This window comes from Methylobacterium sp. Leaf118 (genome assembly GCF_920984675.1).
Taxonomy (GTDB): Bacteria; Pseudomonadota; Alphaproteobacteria; order Rhizobiales; family Beijerinckiaceae; genus Methylobacterium.
This window is the reverse complement of sequence record NZ_CAKLBV010000047.1, coordinates 1-14,710: the sequence shown is the minus strand read 5'-3', so window position 1 is coordinate 14,710 and position 14,710 is coordinate 1. Positions and strand designations below refer to the sequence as shown.

Genomic DNA, 14,710 nt, shown 5'->3' with positions numbered 1-14,710 from the left:
GAGAAGGCAGGCGAAAGTGCGCTCAGGCGGCGTCGCGCGCAAGCGCCTCGGGCAGGAGCTTGCGGATCTCGGGGATGCACGAGCCGCAATTCGTGCCCGCCTTGCAGGCCGCCCCCACCGCCTCGACCGAGCCGGCGCCGCCCGCGATGGCCGCCGTGATGGTGTCGAGCCCGACGCCGTGGCAGGCGCAGATCACCGGCCCCGCCGAGGCGGTGGCCGCCCGGCCCGAGAGCAGGGTGCGCCGGTCCAGCGCGTCGATATCGGCCTGGGCGAAGACCTGCTTGGCGAGCGCCCAGTCCGGCCGACGGTGGCCTGGCGCCACTGCGAGCGCGGCGACGAGCCGCCCCTCCGTGTAGACGGCGCAGCGGTAGAGCCCGCGGGCGTGATCGACGTATTCGGCGAGTTCCAGGCCGGGGAAGAGCCCGCGCATGGCGAGGGCCATCTCCCGCGAGCCTTCCTGGGTCGCGAAAAGGAGGCCCGATCCGCCGGAGACCGTGGCCCGGGCCCACCACCAGCCGGCGGGTGCGGCGAGCGGCGCGCGGGTGAGCAGGTAGCCGCGGGAGCGGTAGGTCACCGCCTCGATGGAAGCGGGCGTCGCCTTCAGCTCGGGCTGGCCGGAGACTGGGTCGGGGATGCCGCGGGCGAGCGCGGCGGCGCGCCCGTCGGAGGCGGTCATGGCGCTCCAGTGCATCGGCGCGAAGATCGTGCCCGCCCGAACGCCGTCCGTCACCATGACTTCGAGCACCGCCGTGCCGGCCTCGGTGGCCACCCGCGCGAAGTTCCCGTCCCGGAGCCCGAACCGGGCCGCATCGTCGGGATGCACTTCGACGAAGGGCACGGCGCGGTGGGCCGAGAGCCGCTGGCTTTTGCCGGTGCGGGTCATGGTGTGCCAGTGGTCGCGCACCCGGCCGGTGTTGAGGACGAGCGGGCACTCCGGCGTCACCGGCTGCGCCAGGGCGGGCGGCTGCACCGCGACGAAGCGGGCGCGGCGGTCGAAGGTGTAGAAGCGCCCATCGGCGAAGAGCCGGGCGCGGCCCGTCGGCTCGGCGCCCTTCTTCGGCAGCGGCCATTGCAGCGGGGCATGGGCGTCGTAGGCGCGGTCGGAGAGATCGGCGAGGCCGCCGATGTCGAAGTCGCGGCTGCCCTCGTTCTCGAAGGCCGAGAGCGCGGCGTGCTCGCGGAAGATCTGGGCGGCCGAGCGGTAGGCGAAGGCCTCGCCGTGGCCGAGCCGCTGGGCCACGTCGGCCATGATCGCCCAATCGGCCCGCGCCGCGCCCGGCGCCTTCAGGAAAGCGCGCTGGCGCGAGATGCGCCGCTCGGAATTCGTCACGGTGCCGTCCTTCTCGCCCCAGGCGAGCGCCGGGAGCAGCACGGTCTTCCGTCCGCTCGCGCGGGCGCTGTCGCTCGTCGCGATGGCTTCCGAGACGACGTAGAGGTCGAGCCCGGCGATCGCCTCGCGGATGCGGTCGGCCCGCGGCATCGAGACGAGCGGGTTGGTGCCCATCACCCACAAAGCCTTGATCTTGCCCCGCTCGATCGCCTCGAACAGCGCGACCGCCTTCATCCCCTCGCCGGTGATGATGTTGGGCGCCTGCCAGAAGCGACGGACCCGGTCGACCTCCTCGGGGGCGAAATGCATGTGGGCCGCCAGCATGTTGGCCAGCCCGCCGACCTCGCGCCCGCCCATGGCGTTGGGCTGGCCGGTGAGCGAGAGCGGGCCCATGCCGGGCCGTCCGATCCGCCCCGTGGCGAGGTGACAGTTGATGAGGGCGTTGCCCTTGTCGGTGCCCTGGGCGGACTGGTTCGCGCCCTGGCTGAAGGCGGTGACGATGCGTGGCGTGTTGGCGAACAGGTCGAAGAAGGCCTGCACGTCGCTCGTCGCGAGGCCGGTCGCCTGGGCGGTGGCGGCGACCGTCGGGGCGATCTGGCGGGCGCGCTCGAGGGCGCCGTCGAAACCCGCGGTGTGCTCGGCGATGAAGCGGGCGTCACACAGTCCCGCATCCGCGAGGTGGACGAGGAGCCCGGAGAACAGGGCGGTGTCGCTCCCGGGCAGGAGCCCCAGATGCAGGTCGGCCTCCTCGCCGGTCTGGGTGCGGCGGGGATCGACCGTGACGATGCGGGTGCCGCGGGCCTTGCGCGCGTCGATCATGCGGCGGAACAGGATCGGGTGGCACCACGCGGCGTTGGAGCCGACGAGCACGATCAGGTCGGCCTGATCGAGATCCTCGTAGCAGCCCGGCACCGTGTCGGAGCCGAAGGCCCGGCGATGGGCGGCGACCGCCGACGACATGCAGAGCCGCGAGTTGGTGTCGACATGGGGCGTGCCGAGGAAGCCCTTGGCGAGCTTGTTGGCGACGTAATAATCCTCCGTGAGGAGCTGGCCCGAAAGATAGAAGGCGATCGCATCGGAGCCGTGCCGCTCCGCGATCCGCCTCAGCCCGCCCGCCACCGTGCCCAGCGCGCCTTCCCAGGTCACCGCCTGCCCGTCGACGCTCGGCGTCAGCAGCCGGTCCTGCAGGTCGACGGTCTCGCCCAACGCCGAGCCCTTGGAGCAGAGGCGGCCGAAATTGGCCGGATGGTCGGGATCGCCCGCGATCGCGACGCCGCCCTGCCCGTCCGGCGTGGCCAGCACGCCGCAGCCGACGCCGCAATAGGGGCAGGTCGTCTTCACCACGGGCGTGGCCGGATCGGTGGCAGGCAGGGTCATCAGGAATCCTGGGAGGATCTCTTTGGCTTCGGGGCGGGAGCAAGAGTCGGGCCGGGGCGCTGGCGCGGTGGTCCGCCCGGGGGGGCGCAGTGCGATCACGGGAGGCGTACGGGCCCGGACAAAGGTCGAAGAGGGGCCGACCGACGACTCTGATAGGATCGCCGCGCGGACGCCCTCGATCATGGACATCCGCCGACCCGGGCTCAGATAACCGGGCGACAAAAGACCGTCAGGGAGACGCACCATGAGCGAGCAGGCCCCCGGCGCGGCGCCGGCCATCGATCCCGTCACCGCCGAACAGGCCGACAATGCGGGCACACCGTTGCGGGTGACGGCGACGCCCGCGGCGCTGCAGCTGATCGCGGAACTCACCGCCGAGTACGGCCCGGTGATGTTCCACCAGTCGGGCGGCTGCTGCGATGGTTCCTCGCCGATGTGCTACCCCGTCGGCGACTTCATCACGAGCGACGGCGACGTGCATCTCGGCCAGGTCGGCGGCGCGGATTTCTTCATCTCGCGCTCGCAATTCGAGGTCTGGAAGCACACCCACATCCTCCTCGACGTGGTCCCGGGCCGCGGCGGCATGTTCTCCCTGGAGAACGGGCGCGAGAAGCGGTTCCACGTTCGCTCCCGGCTGTTCACCGAGGCCGAGAACGCGGCGCTCGCCGGCGCCTGCCGCCTCTGATCCGGGCTCCGCTTGATCAAAGCGGAGCCTGGATCAGGCAAGCCCGCGCGGCGTTTGAGCAAAGCCCAAATCCGCCATCCCAAAGGGATTAACCGGATTTGGTATGACGGATCGTTTTCCTGCCCAGGCTGTCCGAGACGTCTGCGTCGCGGCCCCGGGGCTGAGGCTGCCGTGCGGCCGGGGGATGGTCAGCGGGCGCCCAGGGTGAACCGTCCGTGGTCCACGGCCAGGAACAGGCTGGTCTCGCCGGCCGCGCCGACCGGGGACAACGTCGCCCGGTCACCGTGCAGGACACGGCCTCGCGTTCCGCCCCGGCGATGCCGCCGGTCCGGCCGATGCCGTCGTCCGGGCGTCTTCGTTGCGTCGCCGCCGACGTGACGCAACGAAGACGCGTTCAGCGCGCCCGGCGCAGGGCGTGGACCGAGAACAGACCGTTCGGGTCGGTCCAGGCCGTCACCGGAGCCCAGCCGGCCCGGGCCGCGAGCGCCCGGAACCCTTCGAGCGTGTACTTGTAGCTGTTCTCGGTGTGGATCGACTCGCCCTCCGCGAAGGCGAAGCTACGCCCGCCGACGCGGATCGTCTGGGCCTGGCGGCTGACGAGGTGCATCTCGATGCGCGAGGCCTCCGCGTTGAAGAGGGCGCGGTGGGCGAAGCTGTCGGGGTCGATCGCGCCGCCGAGATCGCGGTTGATCCGGTGCAGGAGGTTCAGGTTGAACGCGGCCGTGACGCCGGCCGCGTCGTCGTAGGCCGCTTCCAGCACGTCGCGATCTTTCACGAGGTCGACGCCGATGATCAGGGTCGCCCCCTCCCCCAGGATGCGGCCGAACACGTCGAGGAGGCGGGTGGCCTCCCCGGGCTCGAAATTGCCGATGGTCGAGCCCGGGAAGAAGCCGGCGCGCGCGCCTTCCGACAGGCTCGGCGGCAGGGCGAAGGACCGCGTGAAATCGGCGGCCACCGGCTGGACCGACAGGTCCGGGAAATCCGCCCGCAGGGTCTCCGCCTGCGCATGCAGGAAGGCCTCCGACACGTCCACCGGCACGTAGGCCGAGAGGCCCGGCAGGTGCCGCAGCAGGCGGCGCAGCTTGGCCGTGGAGCCACTGCCGAACTCGACGAGGGCGGCGCCCGCGGGCAGCAGAGCGGCGATCTCCGGGCCGCGGTCGTCGAGGATGCCGAGCTCCGTCCGGGTCGGGTAATATTCTGGTAGAACGGTGATCTCTTCGAACAGCGCCGAGCCGGCCGAATCGTAGAAATACTTCGCCGGCAGGGTTTTGGGCGTGCCGGCGAGGCCGTCCCACACATCGGCGAGGAACAGGCCATCCTCGGCCAGCGCGACGGCCGGGCTGGATTTCGCCAGGCGGGGATCGAGCGTCACGGGGAACTCCTACGGAACCGCGGCAGAGGATCGGCCGGCATCGAGAGGGATCAGGCCGTCGCGTCCGCGAGCCTCAGGCCCGTGAACTGCCAGCGCTGGTGCGGATAGAAGAAGTTGCGGTAGCCGATCCGGGCATGGCCCGCGGCGGTGGCGACCGACGCGCCGCGCAGAACCATCTGGCCCGACATGAACTTGCCGTTGTACTCGCCGAGCGCCCCGGGCAGCGGCCGGTAGCCCGGATAGGGGCCGTAGGCGCTGCGGGTCCATTGCCAGACGAGGCCGAACGCGTCCTCGATCAGACCCTCCCGGGCGGCGACCTCCCACTCGGCTTCCGTGGGCAGGTCGCGGCCGGCCCAGCGGGCATAGGCGTCGGCCTCGAAATAGCTGACATGGGTGACGGGGCCGGCCGGATCGACGGTTTGGCGCCCGGCCAGCGTCATGATCGACCAGCCGTCGGCCTCGCGGCGCCAGTAGCCCGGCGCCTCCCAGCCCTCACGCTGAACCCAGAGCCAGCCGTCGTTGAGCCACAGCTCGGGCCGGACGTAGCCCCCGTCCGCGATGAAGGCGAGCCAGTCGCGGTTGGTGACGAGGCCGCGATCGATCGATCCGCCGAGGATCAGGGTGTCGTGGCGTGGGCTCTCGTTGTCGAAGGCGAAGCCGGTGCCGTCATGGCCGATCCCGGTGATGCCCTTTTCAAAGGCAGACCGGCCGGGCGTTGCCTGCGGCGTAGGCATCCCCCAATGGGGATCGTAGATCGGATCGAGGGGATTCTGCGCGAAGGCGTGCAGGATGTCAGTGTGCATCAATTCCTGATGCTGCTGCTCGTGGTAGAGCCCGATCTCCAGGATCGGCAGCACCGCGTCGAGCGCCGTGTCGGACGCCTCGCGCAGCAGCACCGTCACGGCGCGGTCGACATGGGCGCGATAGGCATCGGTTTCCGCGGCGGTCGGCCGGGTGATGAGGCCGCGCATGAAGCGGGGCTGCCGCGGCCCGGCCTGCACGTAGTAGGAATTGAACAGGTAGTGCAGCCGCTCGTCGTAGATCGTGTAGCCCGGCAGATGCGCCTGCAGGAGGAACTGCTCGAAGAACCACGTCGTGTGGGCGCGGTGCCACTTGATCGGGCTCGCATCCTCCATCGACTGGATCTGCTGGTCCTCCGGCGAGAGCGGCGCGGCCCGGCGCTCGGTCTCGTCGCGGACCGTGCGGAAGGCGGCGATCCAGGCGTCGCGATCGACCGGACGGGCGTCGAGCGGGGGCGGGGGGAACGCCGCGCCGCGGGAGGCCTGGTGAGGAAGTGCTGCGCCCGCTGCCATTCTTGGAATCTCTTTCCCCGCTGAGCGCCAAAAATAGATACCGTTCGTGCATCGGCAACGCGCCGGACCCGCGGCCCGTTCGTCGCACCCCGCGCCGGAGCGGGCGAAGCGCGGCCTTTTTGCAGCCGCAGTGAGGTGTCCTTAACCCTCCTGCCCGTTGAGTGAGCCTTTCACTTCGCCGCGAACGGGCCCGGGTGACGGTCATGCGGATCGATCTGATGGCAGGGGCGACACGTCCGATGGCGAGGCCGGTGCAGCGCCCGCGACCGGTCATTCTCGTGTTCGATTCGGGCCTCGGCGGCCTGACGGTGCTGGAGCAGGTGCGCCGCGCCCGGCCGGACGCCGCCTACGTCTACGCCGCCGACGACGCGGCCTTTCCCTATGGACGCCTGACCGAACCGCAGCTCGTCGAGCGCGTCAGCGCGGTGATGGGCCGACTGCTGGCCGTGCACCAGCCCGACCTCGCGGTGATCGCCTGCAACACCGCCTCGACGGTGGTTCTGCCGAGCCTGCGCCAGCGCTTCGCCACGCCCTTCGTCGGCGTCGTGCCGCCGATCAAACCGGCTGCGGCCATGACCCGCTCGGGCGTGATCGCCCTGCTCGCGACACCCGGCACCGTGGCCCGGGCCTATACGCGGGACCTCGTGGCGAGTTTCGCCGCCACCTGCGACGTGAGCCTCGTCGGCTCCACGCATCTCGCCCGCTACGCGGAGGCCGAGATGGCCGGCACGCCGGTGGCGGATGCCGATCTCCTCGCCGAGATCGCCCCCTGCTTCGTCGAGCGGGCGGACGGGCGGCGCACGGATGTGGTCTGCCTCTCCTGCACGCATTACCCGCTGCTGCTGCCCCGCTTCGAGCGCCTCGCTCCCTGGCCGGTCGCCTGGATCGACCCGGCCCCGGCCATCGCCCGCCGGGTGGTGCAGCTGCTCGGCGAACCGGCGGCGCATCCGGACGCGCCCGAGGCGCTGGCGGTGTTCACGGACGGAAGCGGGTTGACCCCGGCCCTGGCGCGCTCGCTCTCATCACGCGGCTTGGCCGAGACCGGGGTCGAGGCGATGCCGCTGGCGCTGAGCTGACGCGCCGACCCCTCACCCGCCCGACAGCAGGACCACGCCGCCGATCAGCACGGCGCAGCCAACGAGCCGGCGCGGCCCGACCGGCTCGCGCAGGATCAGCATGCCCATCAAGGCGCCGACCATCATCGACATCTCGCGCATCGGCGCGACGAGGCCGAGCGGCGCGCCCTCGGCCAGGGCGGCCAGGACGAGGATGTAGGAGAGGGGCGACAGCACCCCGACACCGATGGCGAGGCGCCATCGCCCCCGCATCGCCGCCTGGGCGCGGCGCGGGTCGGCGATCACGAGGGGCGCCAGCAGCAGGAAGCGCAACAGGTTCGAGAACCAGTCGAGCACGACGGGGGCGACGCCCAGCACCTTGACCGTGTAGGCGTCGGTGGCGGTGTAGGCGGCGATGAGGCCGCCGGTCGTCGTGCCCCAGCGCAGGCCCGCCCGCCCCTCGGGCCGGCGTAGGCGGGAGAGATCGCCATCCGTCGCGATGAGGCCGATCCCGATCACGACGAGGCCCAGACCGGCCAAGGCCGGGCCGGTCGGGGTCTCTCCGAGAAGGAGGACGGCGCCGAGCGTCGACAGCATCGGGCCGGTGCCCCGTGCCACGGGATAGACGACCGAGAGATCGGCCTGCCGGTAGCCCTGCTGGAGGCACAGGCTGTAGGCGAGATGGATCAGGCCGCTGAGGAGGAGAGCCCCCGCGATCGCCCAGCTCCACGTGACGGCGCCCTGCAGCAGCAGGACGACGACCCAGGGCACGTAGACGAGGCAGGCGACGGCATTGTAGGCCGCGACGAAGACGGGGCCGACCGAGGCGGCCCGCTTCGCCAGCAGGTTCCAGGTCGCGTGGAGACAGGCGGCGAGGACGACGAGGAGAAGCGATTCAACAGGCATCGAGACCCTCCGGGGCACCGATCGGTGCCGGTTGATCTCGACCTCTCCTCCCCTGGGCTTTTGTCCCTTGGGTGCAGCCGCGCGGCGTCCGCGGTTTCTGCAACGCTCGGTCCAGCGGCGGCTCTGACGCCCGGAACCCTAGTTGCCACTCGGTCGATGGCCTGACTTTAGCCGCCCGTCGCGCGCGATCAAGCGCTGGTTCTCAGAACCAGTCGATCACCGCCGCGCCCCATACCAGCGCCGCGATCCCCTGCGTCAGGAAGGCGCCCGCCGAGGCGAGATCCTTGACGACGCCGATCCGGGGGTGATGGTCCGGATGGAGATGGTCGCACAGCTTCTCGATGGCGGTGTTGAGGAACTCGGCGCCGAGCATCAGCAGGAGGCTCGCGAGCAGGGCCACCCGCACCCAGAGCGACCCGCCGATGAGGAGCGCAGCGGGCAGGCCGAGCGCCAGCAGGGCGAGTTCGAGCCGGATCGCCCGCTCGGTGTCGGCGCCGAAGACGAGGCCGCGCCAGGAATTGAGGAAGGCGAGGTAGAGCGCTTTCACGGGGTCTGCCCCTGATCCGGGGCGGCCCCTGCCGGCGCGGCCTTTGCGATCCAGCGGGCCAGGACCGGCCCCGTCGCCAGCACCACGAGGAGCCGCAGGGTCTGGACCGCCAGCACGAAGGACACGTCGACCCGCGAGCCCACCGCGATGATCGCCACCGAATCGAGCCCGCCGGGGCTCGTGGCCAGGAAGGCGGTGAGGTAGTCGATCGCCAGGAGCCCGGTCAGGCCCCAGGCCCAGACGGCGCAGATCAGGACGATGGCGAGGGTGGCGGCGAGGATGCCCGGCAGGGCGTGCAGCACCGTTCCGAGGGTCTCGCGGGTGAAGCGCAGGCCGACATACCAGCCGATCCCGGCATAGGCTGCGGCCAGCAGCGGCTCCGGCAACGCGAGATCGGCGAGCCCCGCCGCGTGCAGGCCTGCGCCGAGCAGCATCGGCCCGATCAGGGCCGCCGAGGGCAGGCGCAGGAGGGTCGCGCCGCCCGCGCCCACGAGGGCGATGGCGAGCGTCGTGGCCACCGCGAATGCGCCGGGCGCCGGTCCCTCGGGCCGTGCCGCGACCGCCCCGGCATCGGCGAGCAGGCGCGCGGCCAGGGAGGCCGAGACCACCACGACCGCCACCCGCACATATTGCATGAAGGCCACGAGCCGGGCGTCGGAGCCGTGTTCCTCGGCCATCGCCACCATGGCGGCGGCCCCGCCCGGCGACGAGCCCCAGGCCGCGGTGGTGCCGGGCAGGACCTGGAGCCGGGTCAGCACCGCCCCGACGCCGCCGCTGACCGCCACCGTGACGAGCACGACGGCGAGGATCACGAGCCCGTCCGAGCGCAGGGTCGCGACGATCTCCCCCGTGACCGAATGGGCGACGAGACAGCCGACGACTGCCTGCGCGGCCAGGAAGCCGAGCCGCGGCACCCGGATCGGTGCGCCGCGCACGCCGAACACGATCGCGACCAGCATCGGCCCGAGCAGGAAGGCGGCGGGAAAGCCCGCGTGGCCGAGCGCCCAGCCGAGCAGGACGGAGACCGCGACGAGTGCCGTCCAGCCCAGGAGATGCGGTCTGCCGATCACGGTCGCGGGGATGTGGCGGAGGGATCGCGCGGCGCTACACCGGTTCGGGCCGTCTGTCACGGAGCGGCGCGGGGCCGAAACGCACCCCGCGATGTGGCCCCGGACCCTTTAGCGGGTCGGCTGCGCCGCGATCTCACCCCAGCTCCGCAGGGGAAAGGCCCGGTCGTAGGCGAGATTGAAGACGAAGGCGTAGGCCACGTAGAAGGCCGCGATCGCGAGATCCATGACGAAGGCCTGGGTCAGGCTGATCTCCAGATACCACGCGATCGGGGGCAGCAGGATGAGCAGCAGCCCCGCCTCGAACAGCACGGCGTGTCCGACCCGCAGGCCGAGGCTCTTGCGCGTATGCCCGGCGAGGCGCTGCATCGCGTGATCGAAGCCGAGATTGTAGACGTAGTTCCACGCCGTCGCGGCGAGCGCGCTGCCGAATCCGATCACGCCCATCTCGGCGGCGTGCAGCCCGAACAGGACGGTCCCGAGAGGGACGATGAGCGCGAGGCCGATGACCTCGAACAGGATGGCGTGGCGGATGCGGTCGCGGGTGCTGCGCATGATCGATGTCTTCTCGAGCGAACAGGAGCGGTTCGCGGTGTTCTATCTGCGATCCTCCGGGCATCAAGTTGGGACGTATCTGGCAATCGGATAGATGACCGTCACCTTCGACCAACTTCAGGCCTTCGTGGCGGCGGCCGAGGCCGGGTCCTTCTCCGGGGCCGCCCGCGCCTTGCGCAAGGCGCAGTCCGCCGTCAGCACGCAGGTGGCGAATCTCGAAGCCGATCTCGGGGTGGCGCTGTTCAGCCGGGCGGGCCGCAACCCGGTGCTCACCCCGGCGGGCGAGCGGCTACTCCTGGAGGCGCGCGTGGTGCTCGATCGGCGCGAGCACCTGATCGGGCTGGCGAGCAGTCTGGAACAGCGGGTGGAGAACCGGCTGGTGATCGCCATCGACGAGATCTATCCGGAGCACGCGCTGGGCGCCCTCTTCGCCGAGTTCGCTCAGGCCTTCCCCTTCGTGGAGCTGGAGCTGCTCTTCCCGTTGATGGAGGATGTCAGCCGCCTGGTGCAGTCCGGCGCCGCCGATCTCGGCGTGATGTGGCGCCAGGAGGTGCTGCCGACGGAACTCGGCTTCCAGACCATCGGCTGGGTGCCGCTCAAGCTCGTCTGCGGGCGCGACCATCCGCTGGCGAAGGCGCGGGTGGAGTGGGAGGAGCTGAAGCGTCATCGCCAGATCCTCGTCGCCGCGCGCAGCGACGGGCCGGAGAAGCGCCGTCTGCGGGTCGCCGCCGAGGTATGGTGGGTGGAGAGCCACTGGGTGATCCTGGAAATGGTCAAGCACGGGATCGGTTGGGCCTTCGTCTCCGACCACGTCATCGCCGCCTCGCAGACCGCCCCGTTCCTCGTCACGCCGGATCTGCAGTTCGACCAGGGCGATTGTCCGATCGCCCTGGAACTGGTCTGGCACAAGCAGCGCCCCTGCGGCCCCGCCGCCGCATGGCTGCGCCAGCGCTTCGCGGCGGAGCGGATCGGGGGGCTGTTGGGCGATGGTCGGGGCGGGTGAGCCGCGGGTTTCGCAGGGGGCACGGCGCGCCGGTGGATCGCGGCGCCTCGCTGGGCTGTTCGAAACAGGGAGGTCGGGGCAGCCCGGGGGCTCTGGCCGGGGCCGGCTTCAACCCGGAACGGTCGCCGCCCCGTCGTCACCCTCGCGAAACGCCCGCGTGCTCGACGGGGCATGGGCCCGGAAGAAGGCCGCCAGATGCGCGAGCCCGCTCGCCCGCGGATCGCTGGAGCGCCAGGCGAGGGCGACCGTGCGGCCGGCCCCCTCGCCGTCGAAGGGGCGAGTCACCGTCAGCCCGCTCGGATCCGGCCCCGAGGGCACGGCGAGCGCCGGGATCAGGGTGTAGCCCGCACCCGCCGCCACCATCGAGCGGAGGGTCTCCAGGCTGGTGGCGTGCCGCCCCGCCGCCCGCGGCGCCCCGCAGGCCGCGATGGTCTGGTCGCGCAGGCAATTGCCCTCGTCGAGCAGCAGCAGATCGGGCCCGCCGATTGTTTCCGCCCATAACGGAGAGAGGTGGGCAAGGGCGTGGTCCGCCGGACAGGTGAGCCGAAACGGCTCGACGAAGAGCGGCGCGACCGTCAGCCCCGCCGCCGCGACCGGCAGCGAGACCAGGGCCGCGTCGATGCGCCCGTCCCGCAGCCCGTCGAGGATCTCGGCGGTGCGCGCCTCGGAGAGCGCCAGCGTCAGGCCCGGAAATTCCTGGCGCAGGAGCCGCAGGACCAGGGGGAAGTAGTAGGGCCCGAGCGTCTGGATCGCGGCGAGGACCAGCCGGCCGGTGAGCGGCGAGCCCCGCTCCTCCACCGCCAGAGCGAGGAGACGCTGCGCCTCCGCCAGCACCACCCGGGCCTGGCGTACGATGCCTTGCCCGGCCACCGTGAGCAGAACGCCGCGGTTCGACCGCTCGAACAGGGCCAGTCCCAGCGCGTTCTCCAGTTTGCGGATCTGAACCGAAAGGGTCGGCTGACTGACGTTGCAGCGCTCGGCCGCCCGGCCGAAATGGCTCTCGTCGGCTACGGCGACGACATATTCGAGATCGCGGAGGGACAGGCCGGATAGGTTCATAGGCTGCATCTATCACAGTCTTTGTGACGATGCATTTGCCAATGGGTGACGCCTGGGTCATACCTTCGAGACAGAACGGTTCCAGGCTGTGCGGGTCCGCCTCGCGATCCATCTGAAGCCGAAGAACCCCAAGGAGATTGCCACGCATGAGCGACAACCGCCCGATTCTGACGACCCGTCAGGGCCATCCGGTTCGCGACAACCAGAGCACGCGCACGGTCGGCGAGCGGGGGCCCGCGACGCTCGAGAACTATCAGTTCATCGAGAAGATCACGCATTTCGATCGTGAGCGCATTCCGGAGCGGGTGGTCCACGCCCGCGGCGCCGGCGCCCACGGCTATTTCGAGGCCTATGGCACCATCGGCGACGAGCCGGCCTCGAAGTACACCCGCGCCCGCGTGCTCACCGAGACCGGCGTGAAGACGCCGATGTTCGTGCGCTTCTCCACCGTGGCCGGCGCCAAGGAGAGCCCCGAGACCGAGCGTGACCCGCGCGGCTTCGCGGTGAAGTTCAAGACCGTCGACGGCAATTGGGACCTCGTGGGCAACAACCTCAAGGTCTTCTTCATCCGCGACGCGATCAAGTTCCCCGACATGATCCACGCGTTCAAGCCGGATCCGGTGACGAACCGCCAGGAGCCGTGGCGCTTCTTCGACTTCGTGTCGCAGCACCCCGAGTCGATCCACATGGTGACGCACCTGAAGTCGCCCTGGGGCATCCCGGCGAACTACCGCGAGATGGAAGGCTCGGGCGTCAACACCTACAAGCTCGTCAACGATCAGGGCGAGGCGGTGCTCTGCAAGTTCCACTGGATCCCGAAGCAGGGCGTCCGCAACCTGACCTCGGCCCAGGCCACCGAGATCCAGGCCAAGGATGTCGGCCACGCGACCCGTGACCTCTACGACAACATCCAGGCCGGCAACTTCCCCGAATGGGAGTTCGCGGTGCAGATCATGCCCGACGGCCCGAACGACCACCTCTCGTTCGATCCGCTCGACGACACCAAGCTCTGGCCGGTGGAGGACTTCCCCCTGCGTCCGGTGGGCCGGATGGTGCTCGACCGGGTGCCGGACAATTTCTTCGCGGAAGTCGAGCAATCGGCCTTCGGCACGGGCGTGCTCGTGGACGGCATCGACTTCTCGGACGACAAGATGCTCCAGGGCCGGACGCTGTCCTATTCGGACACGCAGCGCTACCGCGTCGGCGCCAACTACCTGCAGCTGCCGATCAACGCGCCGCAGCCCGGCGTGAAGGTCTACTCGAACCAGCGCGACGGCCAGATGACCTACGCGGTCGACGGCACCGGCCCGAACCGGCACATCAACTACGAGCCCTCGACGCTGGCCGAGGGCCTGCGCGAGGCCCCCAAGCCCGCGAAGGACTACCACCAGCCGGTCAGCGGCAATCTCGGTCGCTACCAGACGTCCCGCACCGAGGACGACTACACCCAGGCCGGCGTGCGCTACCGCTCCTTCGAAGAGTGGGAGCGCGAGGACCTGATCGCGAATCTCGTCGGCGACATGAAGCAGTGCCCGGAGCCGATCCAGCTCAGGATGGTCTGGCACTTCTGGCACGCCGACGAGGATTACGGCCGCCGCGTCGCCGAGGGCGCCGGGATCGATCTGGAGAAGGCCAAGGCCCTGCCCCCGCTGCCGGGCCGCGCCGCCCCGCATAAGCGCCTCCAGGCCGAGACCTACACGGATGGCAGCACCGCCCCGCACCGGGTCGCGGCCGAGTAAGCCAGACGCCCTTAAACACGACAGAAAACCCCGCCCGACTTCACGGTCGGGCGGGGTTTTCTTTGCGTTCAACCAGCGTCTCGCGAAGCCTCTCGGCCTCGCGAGACGAAGTTGGGTTTACGGGCAGGAGCGACGCACGCCGCCCTTGGCGACGTAAGTCTGGCTCTGCGGATCGTAGGTCTTGAAGCGGCGGGCGCACTCGGCCACCAGATCGCCGTCGCCCATGCCGACGTCGGCGGTCACCGGCTCGGCGCCGTAATAGCCGGCCGGTGCGTAGTAGCCGGTGTCGTAGCCGTAGCCGGCCGGATAGCCGTACCCGCCGCCGTAATAGGAGCCGGCGGCCAGTCCGAGACCCAGGCCGAGGCCGAGGCCCCCGACCCCGTAGCCGTAGCCACGACCGCGGTTCCAGCCGTGGCGGTGACCGTAGCCCGGGCGGCCGTACCCGTAACCGGGCCGGCCGAGGCCGGGCCGCCCGTCGGCGACGCCGTTGCCGAAGCCCGGCCGGACGCCGCCGCCGAAGCCCGGCCGTCCGTCACCGATGCCGTTGCCAAAGCCGGGACGACCGGGACCACCGAAGCCGCCGCCCTGGGCGAGGCCGGGACGGCCCTGCATGCCACCCCCGGCGAGGCCCGCGCCGCCGCCCGCGGCAAGCCCGAAGCTCCCGCGCGTTCCGTTGAACCCACCGCCGGAGACGGCGCCGCC

At 70.9% G+C, this 14,710-nt stretch carries 13 protein-coding genes; 4 read left to right on the top strand and 9 right to left on the bottom strand.

Translation table 11 applies throughout. The annotated features are described in order from the left end of the window. Positions 1-22: 22 nt before the first annotated feature. Positions 23-2,707 (bottom strand): nitrate reductase, encoded by a 2,685-nt coding sequence (locus LW587_RS17605; protein WP_232630895.1) that lies wholly within the window; start codon positions 2,705-2,707, stop codon positions 23-25. 244 nt (positions 2,708-2,951) lie between these two features. Between LW587_RS17605 and LW587_RS17600 the strand changes: the two genes are divergently transcribed. Continuing rightward, a complete protein-coding gene (locus LW587_RS17600; protein ID WP_232630894.1) occupies positions 2,952-3,392 on the top strand; it encodes a DUF779 domain-containing protein in 441 nt (146 codons plus the stop codon). A gap of 394 nt (positions 3,393-3,786) precedes the next feature. Here the strand turns inward: LW587_RS17600 and egtD are convergent, their stop codons facing one another. Further along, on the bottom strand, positions 3,787-4,764 hold the full coding sequence (gene egtD / locus LW587_RS17595; RefSeq protein WP_232630893.1) for an L-histidine N(alpha)-methyltransferase: 978 nt from the start codon (positions 4,762-4,764) through the stop codon (positions 3,787-3,789). Positions 4,765-4,814: 50 nt separating this feature from the next. Continuing rightward, on the bottom strand, positions 4,815-6,077 hold the full coding sequence (egtB, locus tag LW587_RS17590; protein ID WP_232630892.1) for an ergothioneine biosynthesis protein EgtB: 1,263 nt from the start codon (positions 6,075-6,077) through the stop codon (positions 4,815-4,817). Positions 6,078-6,280: 203 nt separating this feature from the next. Here egtB and murI point away from each other — a divergent pair, with 203 nt between their 5' ends. Further along, positions 6,281-7,153, top strand: a complete 873-nt coding sequence (gene murI, locus LW587_RS17585) for a glutamate racemase (protein WP_232630891.1) — start codon at positions 6,281-6,283, stop codon at positions 7,151-7,153. A 12-nt stretch (positions 7,154-7,165) separates the two neighbouring features. Here murI and LW587_RS17580 read toward each other — a convergent pair whose 3' ends face one another. The 4 genes from LW587_RS17580 to LW587_RS17565 all read right to left on the bottom strand — a co-directional run bounded on the left by LW587_RS17580 (position 7,166) and on the right by LW587_RS17565 (position 10,207). After that, on the bottom strand, positions 7,166-8,038 hold the full coding sequence (locus LW587_RS17580) for a DMT family transporter (RefSeq protein WP_232630890.1): 873 nt from the start codon (positions 8,036-8,038) through the stop codon (positions 7,166-7,168). 202 nt (positions 8,039-8,240) lie between these two features. Then, on the bottom strand, positions 8,241-8,585 hold the full coding sequence (locus LW587_RS17575; RefSeq protein ID WP_232630889.1) for a diacylglycerol kinase: 345 nt from the start codon (positions 8,583-8,585) through the stop codon (positions 8,241-8,243). Then, on the bottom strand, positions 8,582-9,667 hold the full coding sequence (locus LW587_RS17570; protein WP_442919166.1) for an AbrB family transcriptional regulator: 1,086 nt from the start codon (positions 9,665-9,667) through the stop codon (positions 8,582-8,584). The genes LW587_RS17575 and LW587_RS17570 overlap by 4 nt, the downstream gene beginning before the upstream one ends. 96 nt (positions 9,668-9,763) lie before the next feature. Then, complete coding sequence (locus LW587_RS17565) at positions 9,764-10,207, bottom strand: PACE efflux transporter (RefSeq protein ID WP_232630887.1); 444 nt, start codon at positions 10,205-10,207, stop codon at positions 9,764-9,766. 94 nt (positions 10,208-10,301) lie between these two features. Here LW587_RS17565 and LW587_RS17560 point away from each other — a divergent pair, with 94 nt between their 5' ends. After that, complete coding sequence (locus tag LW587_RS17560) at positions 10,302-11,210, top strand: LysR family transcriptional regulator (protein WP_232630886.1); 909 nt, start codon at positions 10,302-10,304, stop codon at positions 11,208-11,210. A gap of 108 nt (positions 11,211-11,318) precedes the next feature. Here LW587_RS17560 and LW587_RS17555 read toward each other — a convergent pair whose 3' ends face one another. Next, the gene (locus tag LW587_RS17555) at positions 11,319-12,269 is read right to left on the bottom strand and encodes a LysR substrate-binding domain-containing protein (protein WP_232630885.1); all 951 of its coding nucleotides are present in this window, start codon (positions 12,267-12,269) and stop codon (positions 11,319-11,321) included. A 146-nt stretch (positions 12,270-12,415) separates the two neighbouring features. On the opposite strand from LW587_RS17555, the gene LW587_RS17550 reads away from it, so the two are divergent. After that, positions 12,416-14,008, top strand: coding sequence for a catalase (locus tag LW587_RS17550; protein ID WP_232630884.1), 1,593 nt, complete (start codon positions 12,416-12,418; stop codon positions 14,006-14,008). Positions 14,009-14,125: 117 nt separating this feature from the next. Here LW587_RS17550 and LW587_RS17545 read toward each other — a convergent pair. Beyond that, positions 14,126-14,710 (bottom strand): BA14K family protein (locus tag LW587_RS17545; protein ID WP_232630883.1); only part of this gene is annotated, 585 nt, incomplete at its 5' end.

Coding starts and splice junctions, on each gene's coding strand:
- LW587_RS17550 (WP_232630884.1), top strand. CDS start 12,416: ATGAGCGACAACCGCCCGATTCTGACGACCCGTCAGGGCCATCCGGTT.
- LW587_RS17600 (WP_232630894.1), top strand. CDS start 2,952: ATGAGCGAGCAGGCCCCCGGCGCGGCGCCGGCCATCGATCCCGTCACC.
- LW587_RS17560 (WP_232630886.1), top strand. CDS start 10,302: ATGACCGTCACCTTCGACCAACTTCAGGCCTTCGTGGCGGCGGCCGAG.
- LW587_RS17555 (WP_232630885.1), bottom strand. CDS start 12,269: ATGAACCTATCCGGCCTGTCCCTCCGCGATCTCGAATATGTCGTCGCC.
- LW587_RS17565 (WP_232630887.1), bottom strand. CDS start 10,207: ATGCGCAGCACCCGCGACCGCATCCGCCACGCCATCCTGTTCGAGGTC.
- egtB (WP_232630892.1), bottom strand. CDS start 6,077: ATGGCAGCGGGCGCAGCACTTCCTCACCAGGCCTCCCGCGGCGCGGCG.
- LW587_RS17605 (WP_232630895.1), bottom strand. CDS start 2,707: ATGACCCTGCCTGCCACCGATCCGGCCACGCCCGTGGTGAAGACGACC.
- LW587_RS17580 (WP_232630890.1), bottom strand. CDS start 8,038: ATGCCTGTTGAATCGCTTCTCCTCGTCGTCCTCGCCGCCTGTCTCCAC.
- murI (WP_232630891.1), top strand. CDS start 6,281: ATGCGGATCGATCTGATGGCAGGGGCGACACGTCCGATGGCGAGGCCG.